The organism is Virgibacillus kimchii, from assembly GCF_055379185.1.
The window spans coordinates 1,840,652-1,860,381 of sequence record NZ_AP043951.1 but is presented as its reverse complement, the minus strand read 5'-3'; the positions used below and the strand labels follow the sequence as shown (position 1 = coordinate 1,860,381).

Here is a 19,730-nt window from a genome sequence, read left to right as displayed (position 1 = left end):
CGACGTTGCCCGCAAAGGGCGTTTTTAGTCGGCCTTCATTAATGTTGCCCTGCAGGGTCTCATCGATGCCTTTTATCCTGCTGGACAAGCAGCATTACATCTTCGTGAGAAAATGCATAGCATTTTCAAGGAGTCTCCGTATATTCCCGGAGCTGGGTAAGTGGTTTGTTTGGCTTTTTCTCCAATACAATTAGTTATGTCCCAGCCTCTTGGCACATACTTATTTATAAAACTTCGGCACTCTGCTGGAGAATACCGGCACATCCTCCCGTATTTTCGGAACAATGGAAAGGTCAATGGAAACGGTAAGGGTTTCTTTTTTACTTGGATCACCAAAGGCCAGTTCATTTCCCCAAGGATCAATCACCATGGAATTTCCGGCAAATTCCGTGTTGTCACAGTAACCCACTGTGTTGGAGGAAATGATGAATTGCTGGTTCTCAATGGCTCTGGCCAGCTGCAAATGCCTCCAGTGGTCTTTTCGTGCTTTTGGCCATTGAGCTACAATATGCAGGACAGTCGCTCCATCCAGCGCAAGCTGCCTTGCCAATTCCGGAAAGCGGAGGTCATAACAGGTGATCAACCCCATTTTAATTCCGTCCAGTTCAAAAACTTCCGCCTGACGTTCGCCGCCATTGAGGAAATGATGCTCATTCAGCATGGGAACGAGATGGATTTTATCGTATTCATACACCAATTCGCCATCACGGTTAAAAACGAAGCTGCTGTTAAATAATTTTCCGTCCTTTTTATTGCCGACGGAACCGCCGATAATATGGATGCCATGCTTTTTGGCAAGAGCCCCCAAAAATGCTTTGGTACGTTCTCCGTTAATATCCGCTTTTTCTGCCAGCGTATCAAGAGCATAACCCGAATTCCACAGCTCCGGAAGCACAATCGTATCCGGTTTTTCAGCCTTGACAGTATCCTCTGTCCATTGACGGATCTGTGCTTCATTGGCCGCCGGGTCTGCAGGAATAATTTCAGTTTGGAAAATAGCATATTTCATTATAGAATCCTCCTTCGCACCGGAAAGATGGGTGTCCGGTTTAATTCTTCTTAAACTTACTGCCACTGCTTTTGTTTCTTAATTTCTTCATCAGCGCCGATGATTTCTGTGCCTGCTCCTCCGTTGTCGTCTCATCTATCGCTATGATATTATAATCCTTATTATTTTTTTTCATAGTGAAATAGGTGTTTACGTCACTCCCGGGAGGCAGGTTCTCACGATACGTGACCCATTCTTCCTTTGTTTCTTCAATCAGAATAACTGCTTTATTTCCTTCAAATCTGTCCAGTATGCCTTTCATTTCAGTCCTCCTCCACACAGGCGATTCCCTCGGAAATGATCTCATCCAGCCTGGCCGGTCCGATGCCATTAATTTTATCAAGTTCTTTTACTTGATTGTATGGTCTTCCATCGATAACATCCTGCGCCCGCTCCGGACCAATATGAATGATTTCCTGCAAGTTTTCCGCAGATGCAGAATTGATGTTGACACAACCGGTTGCTTCAGTTGATGACTGGGCATCGGAATCCTGCTTGGACTGTTGTTCCGAATGTCCGGAACTTCCCGTGCTTTCCGGACTGATGGTTCCATCTTTGCTTGTATCTATTCTATAAGATTCCCCATCTGATGTCACAATAATTGTTCCGTGTGTATCTGTTCCCATTAGCATTGCATTAATTTATCAACCATTTTGTCAAGCATTACATCTAGTAAAAAATATTCCCAATATAGGTAATAATACTTACAATTGCATAAAAAAAGCCTTATAATTAGGGTAGTAGTTCTTGTCCAAATCCCTAATTATAAGGAGCATCACATGGACAAGGATAACACAAAAACAACAATAAATGAATTATTAAAGATAATAAACGAACAAACTTTTACGAAATTAATCAATGTGATCGATCTTGATAAGTACGTTAAAAAACTGACAGCTCATAAATTTTTACAGTTGCTTATCATAGCCCACATAAATGAGGTTGATAGTTTAGCGCACCTTACCCAAAAGGTGAAAGATGATGACAAATTAAACCGCCATATGGGATTTGATATTAGCACCTCTCAACTTTCAAGGAAGCTGGGAGCTTTATCACCAAAAGTTTTTGAGAAGGTCTTTCACCATCTTGTTTTTAACATCCATGCTCGGCAGAAAGGGCAGCCTATTTCTCAACAAATCTCAAGACTTCATGTCATTGATTCGACAACGATGAGTATGTCCCTGACGCAATATCCATGGGCAACATTCCGTAAAACAAAAGCCGGCGTTCGGCTTCATCTTCAGGTAGTTGTTACAAAAGACATGGTATTGCCTGATAGTGGTGTACTTACACCAGCCAAGCATGCAGATCGAACACAGATGAATGAACTTATTGAAATCGTACCTGATGCTGTCTATCTATTTGATCGGGGTTACAACGATTACAAACAATTTGATAAGCTTTGCATGGAAAAAGTTCGTTTTATTACACGGTTGAAAAAGAACGCTGAAGTAAAAGTACTTCAAGAATATGAGGCAAATCCAGACTCTCTCATATTTAAGGACCAGAAAGTTATCTTAGGAAAAGGAAAAAACCAAATGACTAGATCATTAAGGTTAATTGAAACAGAAGATAGTGAAGGTAATACGGTTATCATTATCACAAACTGCTTCCATCTTTCCGCTAATGAGATTGGTGACTTGTATCGCTACCGATGGAAAATAGAGACCTTTTTCAAATGGATGAAACAGCATTTACACCTGAAAACATTCTACGGAAAAAGCGAGAATGCCGTTTACAATCAAATCTGGATTGCGCTCATTACATACTGTTTAGAACTTTTAATGCAGCGAAACTTACATCATAAAGGATCATTATTAGACGTACACCGAAAGTTGCAAACCAACTTATTTGAAGGACTGGATAAATTCATTCGTTCCCTCTTTAGAAAGCCTGAACGCACGTCAAAAGGACGGCGAGCAAATCGTTGGGAGAGAGAATTTAAGTTCATAGAGCGTCAATTTGCACTTGAGGAGGTGAGTCATTTAAACGATTTAACGTTTGATCCTTTATTTTAATTACTTTTTAATATAATTCAAATTATCTGACAAGGACTACACTTATTCCTGTATTAACTTTTTTTCACTGTTCGGAATGAGGTGCAGTCAGAATATTGCATCATATTAATGTTACTTATGAAATCTTTGCTTGACTTTAATTTTTAGGTTTTATGCAATGCTAATGATCTGTTCCATATAAATCAATACCGAAATCCTGGACAAGTGTAACGACTTCCGCGTGTGGATGGCCGTAGCTGTTGTCTTTTCCGGCACTGTATATGGCCACTTCCGGATCTATTGCTTCCAGAAAGGCTGGATCAGTGGACGTATTGGAACCGTGATGGCCAAGCTGTAAAACAGTTGCGGATAAATCCCCTGCATGTTGTACCATTTGCCGTTCTTCCCGTTTCCCGGCATCCCCGGTAAGAATAAAATCATGACTGCCATAGGAAAAATGCAGTGCCACTGATTCTTCATTGCTTTTTCCGGTAATGTTTTCCGGATATAATACGGTAATCTCCATGGGACCGATGGAAAATTCCTCCCCGGTTCTTGGTTCGTGATAATCAGCCTCACTTGCCAGAATGGCTTCAATGGACCGCTGGAATGTCTGGGAGGAGCTTTCATTTCCTGACATCCACACTTCCCCGACCTCAAAGGTAGAGACAATTTCAGCCAGTTGGCCGATATGGTCTGCATCCGGATGGCTGGCGATGACCAAATCGATTGAAGATACATCCATTAGACTTAAGTAATTTACGACATCATTTCTTTGCCAGTCTCCTGTATCATACAGTATGGTATAGCTGTCTTCTTCATCCGCGTAAAGAAAAAGAGTTGCATCAGCCTGCCCGGCATCAATATAATGGACTTCCAGTTCTCCAGATGGTGTTTGATCTCCATAATCCTCTTCCTCGTTTAATGGCGGATCGCTTGCCGATGCTTCAGTTTCCTGGTCAGAGGAATCCTCTCTTTCCCCGTCATCTATGGTTTCCTTTTCCGCCTGGGCCGTTTCTGCTGTGCCATGTTCCCCTGGTGTTACTTCCTCCTGATCAAAACTCTGACCGCAGCCTGTAAGTACAAAAAGAAGTATAATAACATGTAAAAATCTGTGTTTCAATTTCTTTCCCCCAAAGTCTTCTATTCTATGATGTAAAGATGTTCACTTTTAAATCGTATCAGATTGAAAGAAGCAAATCTATATGATAAAGGTGTGAAATGATATTTTGCGAAGTATTTTCTGTATGAAAAACTAAATTTACTGTATGGGAAATTCAGTTTCAGGGAGTGATTTATCCGCAGATTTTGCATTTTGGCGATGTGCATTTCTTTTGGAAGCCTGTCATACTTGGGAAAAAAGAAGGAGGAAGGGTTGTGTATTATTATGTTCCCATTGTATTAGGCATGTTTGTCGCAGGTTTTGGCATGTATATGTATATCGTTGCAGAACCAGATATAGGGGAAAGCATGTATACCACCGGAGTTTTTGATCGCATAGAGGATGGGGGCCAGGCCGTTATTCTCTTGGAAGCATGGAAAAAAGAGTACAAGGTGCCAATAGAGACACTTCCGCCCGGCAGTCAAGTCCATATGTGGTTTGATGTTTGTGTAAAAGAAGATAATATTAAGATGCTCAGAATCAATTACCGTGAAACAAAAAATGCGCGGGATAAGATAAGCAAGGGGCAGGAGAAGTTAAGAAAATAATACGCACAGACTTCTTAAATTACCTGCCCTTCAAAAAATTTAGTCCTGAAAGTATTCTTTCAGTCCATTTATTAAACCATCTGCTACTTTTTCTTCGAATCCGGATGTCTGAATTGCTTCCAGATCGTTTGCATTGGTGATAAATCCAAGTTCCAACAGGATGGCCGGTTTGTTATTATGCCGCAGCACATAATACCCATTCTGTTTGGCTCCACGGTCTGCCAGATTCAATTTTTCATGAACCGAAGACTGGACGGTACGGGCCAAATCCTTTGCCACACTTGAACTGTAAAATGTGGTCAGCCCATTGGCTCCAGAGTCTTCATGTCCATCATAATGAATGCTGATAAAGACGTTTGCGTTACTTGAATTGCTCATATGCACCCGTTCATCCAAAGAAATAAAGGAGTCATCCTCTCTGGTAAGGGATACAGTCGCCCCTTCTCCTTCCAGTTTTTCAGTAATAACCTCTGTTGTGGAAAGGGTCAAGTCTTTTTCTTTCACACTGTTTAACCCAAGCGCACCTGCATCCTTTCCGCCATGACCGGCATCAATCATAAAATGGTAATCAGCCAGGGTTTGGCCGATTTCATGATTGGCAATCTCGGTAGACCCTGATAATTTTCTATTGTTTTCTATACTTTTCCATTCTGTTGAAATAGTAATCTCTTTCCCATTTTCATCAAGAACGGTAACTGGATTTGCAGATTGTACTTCTTCTTTATCTTTATGTTTGTCGTCTATTTCTTCTCGATCGACTTGATCGACCGGAATGAGAAAATACAGTGCCACCCAAATTGGCTCTCCCTTAAAATAGGACTTCCCCCAGCCGTTTTTTTCTTCAAAAATAGTAATCCTGTCGCCTCTATTTAAGTAACCAATGTGGTTGCTCTCCTGGTATGGTGCCTCTTTCATGACCAGAGAGTCCGTTCCGACTATAAAGGTTTCCCCGCTGCCTGCCTGCAGTGCTGTCGGGAAAACAGACAGGATGAGCAATAAGCCGGATAGTGCAATACCTATTTTTATGAGTTTCATAATCACTCTCTCCTAAATTAGTAGATTGTTAATATACAAGCTAACCAGGATTCATAGAAAATATACTTGATTATGGGAAAATTAATAGATTAACCGGGTGAAAAATTTTTGACAGTACAATTGTGCTAGTACTATAGAGTTGAAAAAGGTCATTAAATAAGAAGGATATTTTCAATAAACCCGAAGTAATGGTACATGATTACTCGTTTACAAATAGGAATTTGTATATGTGTTGAAAGATCTCCATATTGAGAGGCCTATTTTACTTTCTGTTGAAGAGGATTTTTCTCATCGGTTAAAATCGTTTACAGAAGAGGAAAAAAGTGAGGCAGATCGATGAGCAGATAAATGGGGGTTGGACTCGCTGGAAGTACCTGTTTCATTCATAGGAACAAGTACTGATCAGAATGAAGCTAATACTAATGGGATGGCGTTCGCAGCTGAATTATTGGGCATTACTGTGCCGGAAGTAGTGAATAGGGCAGCAAGTATGGAAGTCAGACGTCACGCAGGCATCGTAAAGGTAAACATTCCAGGCACTAATGACATACCGTGAGAAATAAGATTACAAGTTAAAAGGCTGTCCCTATTGTTTTGGACAGCCTATATATTTGGTATTTGATTTTCAAGTGATTATTGTTTACGTACTATTTACATATGTTTATACGAGGATGTACATGTAAATGAAATTACTCATATTGCTTTTTATGCTGGAGCATTTATTATTTGGAAGGTGTATATTCTGCAGGTCTCATATTTCTTATTTTCCCTTCTTGCTCAATGGAGCGAATCGAGAGTGTTTCCATTATTTTTTCCAATCTATCATTTTTTGTATTATATTCCTGGAGTTTCTCAGAGTTGGCTGCTATTTGTTTGAAGTTGCGGTCAATTTTACCATCGTGGTCGTCCAACTTTGTTTCAAGCCGTTGTATATCATCTTTCGTAGCCATGTTATCGAAGTCATATTTGGAAGCCATGCCGGCTAAGTCATCTTTGGTGGCCATGTTTTTGATGTCATCTTTGGTGGCCATGTTTTTAATGTCGTCTTTCGTAGCCATGGTGGAATTTATAACTTCTACCTGTTTCGCTAATCCTTCCACACTTTTAATTAGGTTCATTAATATTTTCTCTATATCCATCTTGCTTCCTCCTTTCTTTTAAATGTTTGGATTGCTAATAATATACCATTACTTTAATGTACAGGCAAATAGGTAAAAATGGCATTTGCTGCTTCATTTTATGCTTTTTTATACATAGATTTTTGTTTTTATATTAGAAAAATGCATTTTCCCAATTAAAATTATGGGAAAATGCAAAATTACGTTATTTAAATTTTATTGTAAAACTCATTCTAAAATTTTCTCATGCGTGAGTTTAACTGAAAGAAAAATGCACCTCTACTGCATTTATTTTCTATTTACCGGTGGTACAACCTCTTGTGGAATTGGTGAAACATAGCTTTTGCCGCCGAGCTTTTCGTTCAGTTCCTGTTTTGCCTGTTCGATCAGTTCAGGGTCCTGCATGACTTCCACGGCTGTAGCTGCGATGACTTTTGCTGCGTGAAGCATTCCTTTTTCGCCAATGGAAGAGCCGCCTTGTGCCACAACCTGCCAAGTATGAAGGGAAGTACCATTTGCCATGGTGACTGCATGTGCCTGGCTGGTAGGTGTTACATTGCTTACATCTGCAACATCGGTAGAAGCAAAGGCTTCTTCATCGGTTAATGGTAAAATAATGTCGGAAAGAATTTGGCCCTTCATACGGTCATCCCACAGCGTGTTTAATTCATCTTCAGTTAACGTATCCTGAATTTTCTTGGCAAATTGGATTTCTTCCTCGGTAAAAACGGGTGTGCCCAGTTTATGAAAATTATCCAGCATGACACGGTCGATGGTTCGATTTTTAATTAAATCCGATGTGCCGCTGTCAAATTCCACTTCCATCTCTGTTTCCGTCATAAGGGCTGCCCCTTCTGCAATTTTAATTATGCGCTGGTAGATTTGTTCCACCTGATCCACTTTGGGAGCACGGATTAAATAAAGCACTTCCGCATCCGACTGTACCACGTTTGGCGAATAACCACCCGTGTTTGTGACAGCGTAATGGACTTTTGCCTGGGGAATAATATGTTCGCGCAAGTAATTGACACCGACATTCATCAGTTCCACAGCATCTAGTGCACTTCTGCCAAGATGGGGAGCTGCTGCTGCATGTGCGGAACGTCCTTTAAAACGGAAATAAACCTGATATGTTGCCAGGGCATTCATGGCACTTACCGCATTTGCCGGTGCCGGATGCCATGTAAGGGAAAAATCAACATCATCAAATGCGCCATCACGGACCATAAATGCTTTAGCATCCCCATTTTCTTCTGCAGGACAACCATAATACCGGACAGTACCGGGAAGATTATTTTCCTGCATATATTCCTTGACGGCTACCGCAGCAGCGAAAGCTCCAGTACCGAGCAGATTGTGTCCGCAGCCATGGCCATTTCCGTTTTTTTCGATCGGTTTTTGTTCCGCCACACCTGCTTCCTGGCTGAGCCCGGCAAGTGCATCGTATTCACCCATAATGGCAACTACCGGTTTCCCGTTGCCAAAGGAACCAATAAAAGCTGTAGGAATATCCGCCACACCACGTTCCACTGTAAAGCCTTCCTCTTCCAGATTCTTACAAAGCAGGTCAGCAGATGCCGTTTCTTCATAACTCTTTTCAGCAAGCTCCCAAATCCGCTGGCTGACAGAAATAAACTTAGCCCGTTTTTCTTCAATCAGCACATTCATTCTCTCCGAATGATGCATTCTAACCACTCCTTTCATTAAAACAACGGGACGGTACTCCCGTTGCTGCAAACTACATTTTAAGGCGAAGAAATAAAGTTACATTTTATTTTTCGTATATAGTTTTAGAATATCATCTTGAGGATTTCAGGTTATTACATTAATATACATTTCCTTCCATGTTACTGGAAGGGGAATACGGAGTGAACATAGTTTATCATATTCAGCATGGAAGTGAAAATACTGTGCTGCATTCTATTGGACGTATTATTTTAATATGGAGGTAATGATATGCCTTGAATTCCATTGACCAAATGAAAGAGTGGTGATTGGATATTTTTTTGGGAAGAAGTGACGATGAATTTCGTCAACAGACAAGCCTTGCTGATGCAATTCAAGCACTTCGCCGTTCAGCTGCTGCAAATAATCCAATTTTTCCTGCAGCTTTTTTCTCCCGTCTTTTAGGTAACCTGCGTGCTGGCAAAATACTTCATCGAAATCATAGGTCAACACATGCTTCAGGGATTGTATGATTTGCGGAATGGACTCATCTTCCATGACAACTTTTGTTTTCCGCTGTACATACAGATCACCGGAAAACAGTTGTCCGGTTGTGCTGTTTAACAGAGCCATATGGTCATAGGAATGCCCGGGTGTGTAAATACTGATCCAATCTCCGTTTCGTGAAGTGAATTTTTTTGGCATGGGAGATGGGTGGAAGGCTTTTCGTTTTCCCCAAAACATCCTGCGGTAGATTGGATATTTGCCATTCTTTCCAGCTTCAGTGATGGATTTTTCATGTATATAAACTGGCACACCCACTTTTTCGCTAAACCAATTTGCATTACCTGTATGGTCTTCATGTATATGCGTGCAATAGAGTGCATCAATTTCATGCTTTTCCCAAAATGGGATTAGTGCTTTTTTTAATGTGTTAGGTCCTGCGTCCACGGCGATGCCATCGGAAATAAAACTGTATACATTCATACGGACAGATTGAAATCTGATGGTGCCGTTGGCCATGTGAACGTTATTTACTGTGTTATAATCTATATGTTTCTTGAAAAGCATAGTATTCCCCCGTAGAACATGAATGAATAGTCATTCACTTTTATTTTCTATTTTATACGAGTCCTGCCCGCAAATGCAATATATATTTGCAGGTAAAAAAAGAATGCTCCATTAAGTAGCATTCTTTGCACTTGTGCCTGCTGTCACTTTCGTATTTTCTTCCTGCCAGCCTTTACAAATGTCCACCCACTCTGTGGCAAATGAATACTCAAATAGTTCATCACATGTTAATTTAATTGCCGAGTTTGTACTGCCGCAAGCCGGAAAAACCAGATCAAATCTCTTCATGGAAATATCCAGGTAGACATCAAGGTCATTTGCCAATCCAAATGGACAAACACCGCCGACTTCATGTCCCGTTTGCTCAAGCACTTCTTCGGGACGGAGCATCCGGGCTTTAAAACCAAATGTACGCCGGAACTTTTTATTGTCAATTTTAGCATCACCTGCAGCGACTATGAGAATCGCTTCATCTTCCTTTCCTCTGAAAGAAAGCGTCTTTGCAATTTGTGCCGGGGCAACGCCGATCGTGTCAGCTGCTTGCTGTACCGTGGCACTGGAGCTGTCAAACTCCATCACATCCGATTCCCGGTTCCATTGCTTAAAATGTTCCTTCACACTTTTAATAGACATGTTTATCCCCAACCCTTTCCTATGTATTTTAATATGCATCATAACATGCTTTAGCACGATAAAGCAAAAGAGCATACATCACTTTTGCGCAGCACAGACGAATAAGCAGAACGATTTCTGGCACAATATAAGTAGAAAAGCAGCAAAAGGGCGGATCGTAATGAAAATAATAATGACGATTACTTTTATGATGTTCATATTCCCTTTGTCTCTTGCCATCCCGACGAGTGCAGCAGTGGATCATATAGCATCGGAAACGAACGGTTCTACCCATAATTGGGAAGAATACAGCACAAGCCACGAAACAATTGAAGTAGGTACCCATGAATATTCGTACTGGAAAAATTTAATCCGGCATACGCGTACCTGTCATATTTCCCACGTCATTAAAACGGTTGTATATTATTGTGATGAACATGACCATACAAAAATTGAAACAGAAGTGGTCGAAACGATTCACAGCGGAAATCATAATTAACTGGAGGGTTTTCAGTTATTCCCGTGGCCCCATGGGATAAGGACAAACGGTAGTTATTTATAACTTCATAATGGAAATGGAAAGGTGATGAAAATGGAAAGGAACCATTATGATCCGGCCAACCTGTCGGATGAAACACTGCAGCAAGTTCGTTCATTGGAAAAAACACTCAGCAAAGAAAAAGGAGAAGAGATAATCCTTATTGCATATGAAAATAATATGAAAGACATGGGGGAAAGCATATACAAAGGGTAGCTGTTCAGCTGCCTTTTATTTTGGAAACCAACAGGTAGCATATGCTTTCCCATGTTCATATTCTCTTTTTTCTCCGTTCGATCAACCAAGCCTCCAGACCGCCGGAGCCGAAAAGGACACCGGAAACAATAAAGATAAGCCCGATAAAATGTGAAAATAAGATAACCTCATTTAAGAAAATGGCAGCTCCAATGATGGAAAAGAATGTATTTAAATTCAGGAAAATAGATGTTTCCGCCGGTCCTAATTGACTGATGGCATAATTATATGCCATATGACCGACACCGGTTGCGATGACAGCAGAAAATAGAAATACAAACCATACGGTAGAATCAACATTACTTAAAGAATTGATCCCATTTGGTTCTCTCCACAAACTGATGAGAAACAGGGCGACGGATCCAATTATTAACATGTACCCGGTAAGCAGTCTCGGATCCATGGTTTGCGCTGCCTGCTTGATGACTATAAAACTTAGTGCCTGGGAAAGAATCGATAATAAAATATAAAAGTCACCCATATTAATGGCATCAACCCCGCCACTGCCGGCCAAAACGGTAAAACTTACCCCAATAAATCCGAAAATAAAACCGGTGAGTTGAAGCTTCGTAGGTTTTCTTTTTAAAATAACCGTAGCAAATATTACGGTCAACACCGGGCCCATTCCTAAAATCAATCCTGTGTTGGCGGCGCTTGTCATCGTCAGGCCGGATGCTAAAAAGTAGTGGTGCAATACAACACTGAAGACTGCTCCTCCAGTTACATAGAACCATTCTTTATTTTTGGGAAGCCGCACTTTTCCCGAAAAAGCCAGAATGATAAATACAACCAAACCGGCCGTGAGAATTCGAAGGGAAGTAATCGTAATGGGCATGAAGTTTTCCACGATCACTTTTAGAGCAGATACATTCATTCCCCACATAAGCATAACGAATATAACGATAAGATAAATATTGCGTGTGTTTTTGTTCAACTTAAAAAAGCACCACCTGTATATACTGCTGAATCTATGAAAAGGCTTGTTTGCCGTTAACTATAGTATAGTAATGTAAGTAAGTCTATCATATTTTTTGTAGCGGGTGAATAAACATGACTTTCTATTATTGGAGGCTGTGAAATGAATAAATAGAAATGAAAGTTGACGGAAAAAATTCTGTCGATTATAATATAGGTAATTGAATACGGAAAAACAGGTTGATTTACACAGACTGCTGTAAATCATCAATAGGGAAGTCCGGTGCAAATCCGGCGCGGTCCCGCCACTGTAAATGGGAGTTTTCTATTCATATACCACTGTCCATCGATGGGAAGGTGATAGAAAACGAGGAACATGAGCCAGGAGACCTGCCTGTTTTTTACGCCATTCAACCTACGAGGATAGGGAGGTGTGTCAGCGCATGATATCATAATGTTTTTAATTCGTACATATATGCCGTGAACACATAGTTAAGTAAACATCTTCTCGTTGTTGAGAGGATGTTTTTTTGTTGTGGAAATTCTATTGATATGGAGGAAACGCAGTGATTAGATGTAAAGGAATCAAAAGTTCATTTATTGTTTTAATAGCAACCATTTTATTAATTGCACAATCCAGTATATATACTATTCCAACAGTTTTGGCGGAGACCTTGACAAATGGAGTTACCATTACGGCAATTGATGAAGAAGGGGAATATGTAGTTGAAACGGAAGCTGTTTCATTTGATGAAGGGGATACAGCGTTAGATGTACTGGAAGAAGCAGCAGATGTTGATTATGAGGAAACGGATCATGGTCAGTTGATAGCAGGCATAAATGACTTAAAACCCGAAGCCGGATATTACTGGGGATTTTTTGTCAATGGTTCATCAGCTGACGTGGGCGCAGATGGATATGGGCTGACTCATGGAGATAATCTATTATTTAAGGTGGTCGATGAAGATATACGGCCACATGCCACGATAGACGTAAAAGTATCTGCTGTTGGCTTGGATGATGAAGAAGTTCTGCCGGAAACGAATGTGGATATAGTTGAATTTGCTACTGCTTATGATGCATTGGTTCAAGCCACAAATAAAACGGGGATAGACCTCGACGTTACAGTTGATTCCGCGTGGCTGACTTTTATCAATGATCTTGACGATAGATTGGATGATTCAGCCTACTGGGGCATGTACTTAAATAAAGATTATATGGAAACAGGTCTTGTTGGACAACAAATGCAGGAAGGGTACCACCTGGAATTAATCGCAGAGCGCTTGGATGATGGAGAGCCCGAAGAAGAACAAAACAATGATGAAGATGCAACAGAAGAACAAGAAAGTAATGGAGATAATGAAGACGATCAGGGAAGCAATGGTCAAACAGAAGAAGAACCAACAAAAGACTTCCTGATCGATGACTCTGAAAGTGAGAATCTGCAAGAAGTAACTTCTGCGTCTATTGAAAAATCTGCTGATTACCTGATAACAACCGACAATCTGGGTTGGTATGGTTTTATTGCATTGAACGCTTTGGATAAAGAAGTTTCTCAGGAAATAGCCAAAAACTCGGTTGACAGTGTTGTAAGCAATGAAGGGGACTTTCGAAATGTAACGGATACAGCCAGAAACATTTTAATTCTCACTGCAGCAGGTAAAGATGCTACGGATATTGAAGGGTATAACCTGATTGAAAAGTTAACCAATCATGAAAGAATGGAAAGTCAAGGGAATAATGGACCCATTTATTCACTGCTGGCACTGAATAGCGGTAATTATGAGGTGGCAGATGATGCAATATGGACAAGAGACCGTTTGATTGAACGCTTGTTTGATGAACAATTGAATAATGGCGGATGGGCATTGTTTGGCACCGCCACCAGTGTGGATTTAACAGGGATGGCTCTGGCTGCACTGGCTCCGCATCAGGAAAATGAAGATGTTAAAGATGCTATTGACCAAGCGGTAAACTACTTATCTAATCGTTTTGTTGAGGAAGGGGGATACCCGGACCAATGGCATGGGGGGGACTCCAGTCCGTCAGTAGCCATGGCGCTGATCGGTATGGCATCTGTTGGAATGGATCCTGCCGGTGCTGAGTTAACGACAGAAGAAGGCGTTCATTTAGTGGAGCACTTGCTGAAATTCCAAAAAGAAGATGGAGGTTTCAGCCAAAACCTTGATGGTTCTTCCAATGGTCCAGCTTCCAATCAGGGGTTACTCGGTCTTGCAGCATATGATAAATACGTGAATAATGATGGAACAGTATTTGATTTTAGCGTTGCAGAGGAAGAAGACAAGCCGGAAAATGACGGGGAAAAAGCAGATGAAGAAGAAAAACCGGAAGAAGAGAAATTAAGCGGTAAAACAGAAAAAATTATTAACCCAACTATCACAATAAACGAAGAGAAAAACGAAATGTTTACCCGCATAGGTGCTGATGATATTTCCGGAATAACTGAAAATGAAGTAATCATTCAGTCCGAAAATGCTCCTGAACAGTTGGTATTTGATGTGGAAATAAGTAATGAAGCATTAAATATATTAGTTGATACGAATAGTGATTTAACAATTGACAAAGGAGATGTTAATTTACACATCCCGAACCTGGTGTTACAACAAATCCTTAAAGAAGCAGGAGATCATCCTGTAAATATTAAATTGGTAAAATATGAAGCCAGTCATGCTTTGGGACCTGTTTATGATTTCACTATTACTTCAGGGGGCAAATCCATTACCGAATTTAATGGAAATAAAATTACATTAACTTTCCAGGTGGATCAGGAGCTGGCAGCAAATGTGGATCCCGACAGTATAAAAGTATTTTATTTTAATGAGGAAACGAGTGGATGGGAAGTATTGGAAAATAGTGTTTACGACCCAGAGACGGGTTTGGCTACTGCAAAAACAACACATTTTAGTATATTTGGTGTATTTGAACTCGGTACAACGACAGATGTTGAACCGACTGTTACTGAACCAGTTTCAACTGTTGTTGAAGATGAAACGGATGAAAACGGGGAGACAACGGACCGTCCTTCTGATGACAATTCAAAAGAACAAAGTGAAGCAGAGGCTGCAACAGATAAAGCCGGAAGCAAACTGCCGGATACAGCTACCAATCTATTTAACTTGATGTTAATCGGAGCAGTTCTGTTTTTAACCGGAGTCATTATCTTCATTGTAAAAAGAAGAATGGAGGTCCATTCATAAAATGAACAGGGTAATCCGGCTCTTTCCGGATTACCCGATATTTGCGTTATAGAGGAGGTTTACAATCATGAAACGCACAATTTGTCTGCTTGCTTTAGGGGTTTTTCTTATATTTTCAGCAGGATGCAGCATGGGGGAACCACAGCATGACCAGGAAGCCATAACGGAAACAGAAGAATCCGCAGAATTTGATGAAGCAGAAAATCACCGATCAAGGGCACATGACATTATAGATAAAATTTTAAAAGATTACGAAGGGAAACAGGAAGAACAAACGGAAGAAACCGAAGAGACAAGTGCGTCTGAAGATGTTACGGAAGAAAATGAAAGTGATGTAAATGAAGCAGAAAATGATCGTAACGATGAAGATGAAAAATCTACTGCTTCGAATGAAACAGCAAGCCAATCAAATACTTCAAATAATGCTTCAAATGATAATTTTTCAAGTAATAATGATTCAGGTAATTCATCCAAAACATCCTCTTCCAATGGGAACTCAGCGCAATCAAAAAACACCAGTAAAGAAACCAATGAAAAATCAAATAAGAACAGCGATGAGAAATCCAATGAAAAACCAAAGGAAGAGCAAAAGAAGGAACCAAAAGAACCGGAAAAAACAGTGACTGTTTCCATAAAAACCGGGGATGTAAAAGGAACCATACTATCTGAAACTGAAGTTCCGTGGAATGATGGAGATACTGTATTGGATGTCACTCAAAGAATTGTACAGGAAAGAGGTATACAAATTAGTGTCCGTGGTTCGGGAGCCAATGCTTATGTGGAAGGAATGGATAATTTATATGAATTTGATGAAGGTCCATTAAGTGGCTGGCATATACTTGTCGATGGGGCGATGATTGACAGAAGTGCCGGAGCATACCCGGTCAGCGAAGGGCAGTCCATTGACTGGAACTATACCGTAAATTATCTGGAAGATTCCCAATGATAAGAGGCATTCGTTCTTTCCACCCATTTGTATTATCTGTATATTATGTGTTTGTCATCATTGGTATCATGCTGTACCAGCACCCTGTATATCTGGCTGCAGCTGTATTGCTGATTCTTTTCTTTCATTTCATGTTGGATAAAGGAAAAAGGTTGAAAAAATGGGGTTGGATGATTGCGCTTATGTGCACACTGATCATCCTTTTAACCCCGCTATTCAATCGCAGAGGGAATCATATTCTATTTTATTTCATGGATAATCAAATTATGCTTGAAGCAGTGATCCAAGGTATCATGATAGCTCTTACACTTGCTGGTATTTTAAGTGTTTTCGTTACTTTTAATATTGTGTTAACAGCTGATAAATTTTTGTTTTTATTTTCAAAGGTTTTTCCTCAATGGGCACTGCTTACCATGCTTTCGATGAGATTTGTTCCATTACTGATGCGGAAAATTCAAGATATGCAAAGTATCCAGCAGGTTAAAGGACTGTCATTAAGCCAAGGTTCGATACGGAGACGTGCCAATAATGGAATGCAGCTAGTACAAATGTTGTTAACCGGTGCCTTGGAAGATTCCATTCAGGCGGCGGATTCCATGTCAGCGAGGGGCTATGGTCTGCAAAAAAGAAGTAATTACCAAGCCTATTATATGAAGCGGAGGGATTGGAGTGCACTCTGCTGTTTGCTTTTCGCTGGTCTTTTTCTTTTTTATGGCTGGACGCGTGGTAATGGCGTATTGCAATTATTGCCTGTATTGGAACCATTAGCCTTGAATGGAGGAGATCCGTTTTATTTTATGATCTGGCTGTTATTTATTGGGTTTCCAATCCTGGCGGAAGGGAAGGAGGTTCTTCATTGGAAATTATATCAGCGAAGAATATAACGTTTTCTTATCCCGATTCGAAAGAACCAGCATTAAAAAATGTTGAACTGTCCATAGAAAAAGGTGACTTTACTGTACTTTGCGGGACATCGGGGAGTGGAAAATCCACGTTACTTCGGTTACTTAAATATGATATAGCCCCGCATGGAAAAAGGCAGGGGGAGATATTTTATAAGGGAGTAAACGTGCAAGAAATTTTACCACTCACCAGGGCAAAGGAAATCGGGATGGTTTTTCAGGACCCTGATTATCAAATTGTTATGGATACAGTAATGGATGAATTGTTATTCGGCATGGAAAACCTCGGTTTCTCCACAGAGGACATGCGCAAGAAGATGGCAGAAATGGTTCATTTCTTTGGGTTGAATAACCTATTAAGAAAGAAGACAGAGGATCTGTCAGGAGGGGAAAAACAACTGGTCAATCTTGCCTCTGTATTACTGCTTGACCCGGAAGTCCTGTTGCTGGATGAACCAACGGCACAGCTGGATCCCATTGCTGCTAAAGAATTTATCCATACGCTGGAACGGTTAAATGATGAATTTGGGATAACCATTATCTTGGTCGAACATCGGTTGGAAGAGCTTTTTGCCATTGCCGATCGTGTGTTCATTTTGGAAGAGGGTAGTATTTCTTACATGGGTTCTCCGAAAGAAGTGACAGAAGTTCTAGTCAATCATCCAACACTGCATTGTTTTTTACCAAGTGCAGCCCAAATGTATTTACATTTTAACGGATTTACTAATTACAAACAAATTCCGGTAACCGTAAAAGAAGCAAAACGTTGGCTGGATGAACAGAAAATCCACAAGGAAATTTTGCCGGAAAGAGTTGCATTAGAAAAAGAAGTACTTCTTGAGCTGAAGGAAATTGATTTTCAATATGATAAAGGTGCTTCCCCCGTATTACATAATTTATCTCTTAAAGTGAACAGGGGAGAATGGCATGCCATTCTTGGGGCGAATGGAACCGGGAAATCCACCCTTTTAAAGGCCATTGCGGGGATAGAAAAACCACTGCATGGTACCTTGAAATATGAGGGCAAAAAAATGAAGAAGATTGATCTTACAGAAATAAGCTATCTTCCACAAAATCCTGCCTTGTATTTTGCAAGAGACACACTAATGGAGGAATATACAGCCATTGCGAATCATTTTAACATTGAAAAAGCAGATAGCAGGATTGATAAGCTACTCGATTTATTGCAAATAAGTCATTTAAAGAACAGACACCCGTATGACTTGAGTGGAGGGCAACTGCAAAAGGCAGCACTGCTTGGAACGCTGCTGACAAACCCATCTCTTTTACTGATTGATGAACCGACGAAAGGATTGGATGCTGATTCGAAAAGCAAGCTGGCAAATATTCTAAAGGGGTTAATGGAAGATGGGTTAACAATCCTGATGGTATCCCATGATGTTGAATTTGCTGCAAGCAATGCCACTACATGCAGTATGCTGTTTGAGGGACAAATAACAGTAACAGAAAAAACAAGGCCGTTTTTTTATGAGAATATGTATTACACTACGGTGATGAACCGGATTACGAGAAAATCCCATGTTTCCTCCGTAGTAACGCTGCAGGAGGCAAAACACAAATGGCGCATGCAAAAGGATTTATAATTACATTAAGTATCATTGTTTTTATTCTGCTTGTAAGTATGCCGTTATTAAGTGCTCGTCATTATATGATCTTCAGTTTACTGATGATGCTCGCCACTTTTTTACCTTTTATGATTCGCTTTGCGCAGCAGAAGCTGTCCAGCCGGGAGTTGGTCATGCTGGCAATACTTGGAGCCATTGCAGCGGTAAGCAGAGTTCCGTTTGCTTCTTTACCCAGTGTCCAGCCGACTACCTTTGTCGTGATCATCACAGGAATAGCGCTTGGTCCCCAAAGCGGATTTGTTGTCGGTGTACTGGCAGCTATTGTGTCCAACCTGTTTTTGGGCCAAGGTCCCTGGACACCATGGCAAATGTATTGCTGGGGAATGATTGGTTTAATTGCCGGGCTTTTGAAGAATAGATGGCTGATGAAAAATAGGCTCGGACGATGTACATACGGCTTTATCGCCGGCATATTGTTTGGCTGGGTGATGAATTTATGGTTTGTTGTTGCAGTCATCCAGGAGTTTGATTGGAACGCAATTCTGCTTTATTACAGTGCCAGTCTTTGGTTCGATGTTGCTCATGCTCTTTCAAATGTTTTCTTTCTCTTCTTTTTTAGTTACGCTTGGATTAAAATATTGGAACGATTTAAGCAGAAATATGGTTTATTTGAAGGAACATAGAGTAAATATATTGGGATGACAATGACACTGGTCCGTGCCGGTGTCATTATTTTTTGTGTTTGATATTGTTTGTTGATTTTTTATCGTCAATATATATAGTATCTTTATCTGAGTTCGGACACTGTATATCGTGGTTTAGGGGTGTTAGATTGGTTGACTGACCATCATATGTCGAACTTAGTCGAACGAAATGCAAAAATTCAATTTTGGCATGCAAATAGCACCGGATTTTGCTAAAATAGCCGCAAAAACGTATGATTTGCTGGTAGAATTTTGTCGAAACCACAGCAGAAATTCAAAAATGGTAATTAGACTTTTTCTTGGCTTGCTGATATAAATAGGATAATAGTACTAGAGAGTGGACCGAATACATGAAAAAACAGGGCTTAAGTATGAAAGTGTATAGAAATGAAGAAGAGGATAAACCGGTT

20 protein-coding genes and 1 riboswitch are annotated in these 19,730 nt (G+C 40.4%); of the genes, 10 read left to right on the top strand and 10 right to left on the bottom strand.

Annotated features, from left to right (window positions below; all coding sequences use genetic code 11):
- Positions 1–220 precede the first annotated feature (220 nt).
- The 3 genes from ACZ42C_RS09300 to ACZ42C_RS09290 are packed head-to-tail and all read right to left on the bottom strand — an operon-like array spanning position 221 to position 1,680.
- Entirely contained in the window at positions 221–1,009 is a 789-nt protein-coding gene (locus ACZ42C_RS09300) for a carbon-nitrogen family hydrolase (RefSeq protein WP_461181177.1), read from the bottom strand.
- A 40-nt stretch (positions 1,010–1,049) separates the two neighbouring features.
- Entirely contained in the window at positions 1,050–1,310 is a 261-nt protein-coding gene (locus ACZ42C_RS09295; protein WP_461181178.1) for a DUF3006 domain-containing protein, read from the bottom strand.
- A 1-nt stretch (position 1,311) separates the two neighbouring features.
- A complete protein-coding gene (locus ACZ42C_RS09290; protein ID WP_461181179.1) occupies positions 1,312–1,680 on the bottom strand; it encodes a ComEA family DNA-binding protein in 369 nt (122 codons plus the stop codon).
- 147 nt (positions 1,681–1,827) lie between these two features.
- On the opposite strand from ACZ42C_RS09290, the gene ACZ42C_RS09285 reads away from it, so the two are divergent.
- On the top strand, positions 1,828–3,066 hold the full coding sequence (locus tag ACZ42C_RS09285) for an IS4 family transposase (protein ID WP_461183818.1): 1,239 nt from the start codon (positions 1,828–1,830) through the stop codon (positions 3,064–3,066).
- 160 nt (positions 3,067–3,226) lie between these two features.
- On the opposite strand, the gene ACZ42C_RS09280 is transcribed toward ACZ42C_RS09285, so the two are convergent.
- Entirely contained in the window at positions 3,227–4,168 is a 942-nt protein-coding gene (locus ACZ42C_RS09280) for a ComEC/Rec2 family competence protein (RefSeq protein WP_461181183.1), read from the bottom strand.
- A 254-nt stretch (positions 4,169–4,422) separates the two neighbouring features.
- On the opposite strand from ACZ42C_RS09280, the gene ACZ42C_RS09275 reads away from it, so the two are divergent.
- On the top strand, positions 4,423–4,755 hold the full coding sequence (locus ACZ42C_RS09275; protein ID WP_461181184.1) for a DUF3006 domain-containing protein: 333 nt from the start codon (positions 4,423–4,425) through the stop codon (positions 4,753–4,755).
- A 39-nt stretch (positions 4,756–4,794) separates the two neighbouring features.
- Here ACZ42C_RS09275 and ACZ42C_RS09270 read toward each other — a convergent pair whose 3' ends face one another.
- Complete coding sequence (locus tag ACZ42C_RS09270; RefSeq protein WP_461181185.1) at positions 4,795–5,790, bottom strand: N-acetylmuramoyl-L-alanine amidase; 996 nt, start codon at positions 5,788–5,790, stop codon at positions 4,795–4,797.
- Between the two features lie 355 nt (positions 5,791–6,145).
- Here ACZ42C_RS09270 and ACZ42C_RS09265 point away from each other — a divergent pair, with 355 nt between their 5' ends.
- A complete protein-coding gene (locus ACZ42C_RS09265; protein WP_461181186.1) occupies positions 6,146–6,346 on the top strand; it encodes a hypothetical protein in 201 nt (66 codons plus the stop codon).
- A 166-nt stretch (positions 6,347–6,512) separates the two neighbouring features.
- On the opposite strand, the gene ACZ42C_RS09260 is transcribed toward ACZ42C_RS09265, so the two are convergent.
- The 4 genes from ACZ42C_RS09260 to ACZ42C_RS09245 all read right to left on the bottom strand — a co-directional run bounded on the left by ACZ42C_RS09260 (position 6,513) and on the right by ACZ42C_RS09245 (position 10,277).
- A complete protein-coding gene (locus tag ACZ42C_RS09260; protein WP_461181187.1) occupies positions 6,513–6,929 on the bottom strand; it encodes a hypothetical protein in 417 nt (138 codons plus the stop codon).
- Positions 6,930–7,196: 267 nt separating this feature from the next.
- Positions 7,197–8,594, bottom strand: a complete 1,398-nt coding sequence (locus tag ACZ42C_RS09255) for a M20 family metallopeptidase (protein ID WP_461181188.1) — start codon at positions 8,592–8,594, stop codon at positions 7,197–7,199.
- 246 nt (positions 8,595–8,840) lie between these two features.
- A complete protein-coding gene (locus tag ACZ42C_RS09250) occupies positions 8,841–9,644 on the bottom strand; it encodes an MBL fold metallo-hydrolase (RefSeq protein ID WP_461181189.1) in 804 nt (267 codons plus the stop codon).
- A 111-nt stretch (positions 9,645–9,755) separates the two neighbouring features.
- On the bottom strand, positions 9,756–10,277 hold the full coding sequence (locus ACZ42C_RS09245) for a YbaK/EbsC family protein (protein ID WP_461181190.1): 522 nt from the start codon (positions 10,275–10,277) through the stop codon (positions 9,756–9,758).
- 160 nt (positions 10,278–10,437) lie between these two features.
- Here ACZ42C_RS09245 and ACZ42C_RS09240 point away from each other — a divergent pair, with 160 nt between their 5' ends.
- Together ACZ42C_RS09240 and ACZ42C_RS09235 are read left to right on the top strand one after the other, a co-directional pair.
- Entirely contained in the window at positions 10,438–10,755 is a 318-nt protein-coding gene (locus tag ACZ42C_RS09240; protein ID WP_461181191.1) for a hypothetical protein, read from the top strand.
- 93 nt (positions 10,756–10,848) lie between these two features.
- Positions 10,849–11,010 (top strand): hypothetical protein, encoded by a 162-nt coding sequence (locus ACZ42C_RS09235; protein ID WP_461181192.1) that lies wholly within the window; start codon positions 10,849–10,851, stop codon positions 11,008–11,010.
- A 55-nt stretch (positions 11,011–11,065) separates the two neighbouring features.
- On the opposite strand, the gene ACZ42C_RS09230 is transcribed toward ACZ42C_RS09235, so the two are convergent.
- A complete protein-coding gene (locus ACZ42C_RS09230; RefSeq protein ID WP_461181193.1) occupies positions 11,066–11,983 on the bottom strand; it encodes a DMT family transporter in 918 nt (305 codons plus the stop codon).
- A gap of 201 nt (positions 11,984–12,184) precedes the next feature.
- Positions 12,185–12,376, top strand: a riboswitch (cobalamin riboswitch).
- A 154-nt stretch (positions 12,377–12,530) separates the two neighbouring features.
- On the opposite strand from ACZ42C_RS09230, the gene ACZ42C_RS09225 reads away from it, so the two are divergent.
- The 5 genes from ACZ42C_RS09225 to ACZ42C_RS09205 all read left to right on the top strand — a co-directional run bounded on the left by ACZ42C_RS09225 (position 12,531) and on the right by ACZ42C_RS09205 (position 19,299).
- Positions 12,531–15,182, top strand: coding sequence for a DUF4430 domain-containing protein (locus ACZ42C_RS09225; protein WP_461181194.1), 2,652 nt, complete (start codon positions 12,531–12,533; stop codon positions 15,180–15,182).
- 67 nt (positions 15,183–15,249) lie between these two features.
- Positions 15,250–16,128 (top strand): DUF4430 domain-containing protein, encoded by an 879-nt coding sequence (locus tag ACZ42C_RS09220; protein WP_461181195.1) that lies wholly within the window; start codon positions 15,250–15,252, stop codon positions 16,126–16,128.
- Positions 16,125–17,012: an energy-coupling factor transporter transmembrane component T gene (locus ACZ42C_RS09215; protein WP_461181196.1), complete on the top strand. Its 888-nt coding sequence runs from the start codon at positions 16,125–16,127 to the stop codon at positions 17,010–17,012. Before ACZ42C_RS09220 ends, ACZ42C_RS09215 begins: the two co-directional genes overlap by 4 nt.
- Positions 16,985–18,634 carry an ABC transporter ATP-binding protein gene (locus tag ACZ42C_RS09210; RefSeq protein ID WP_461181197.1) on the top strand — a complete coding sequence of 550 codons (1,650 nt, stop codon included), beginning with the start codon at positions 16,985–16,987 and terminating at the stop codon, positions 18,632–18,634. The genes ACZ42C_RS09215 and ACZ42C_RS09210 overlap by 28 nt, the downstream gene beginning before the upstream one ends.
- On the top strand, positions 18,610–19,299 hold the full coding sequence (locus ACZ42C_RS09205) for an ECF transporter S component (protein WP_461181198.1): 690 nt from the start codon (positions 18,610–18,612) through the stop codon (positions 19,297–19,299). The genes ACZ42C_RS09210 and ACZ42C_RS09205 overlap by 25 nt, the downstream gene beginning before the upstream one ends.
- Positions 19,300–19,730 lie beyond the last annotated feature (431 nt).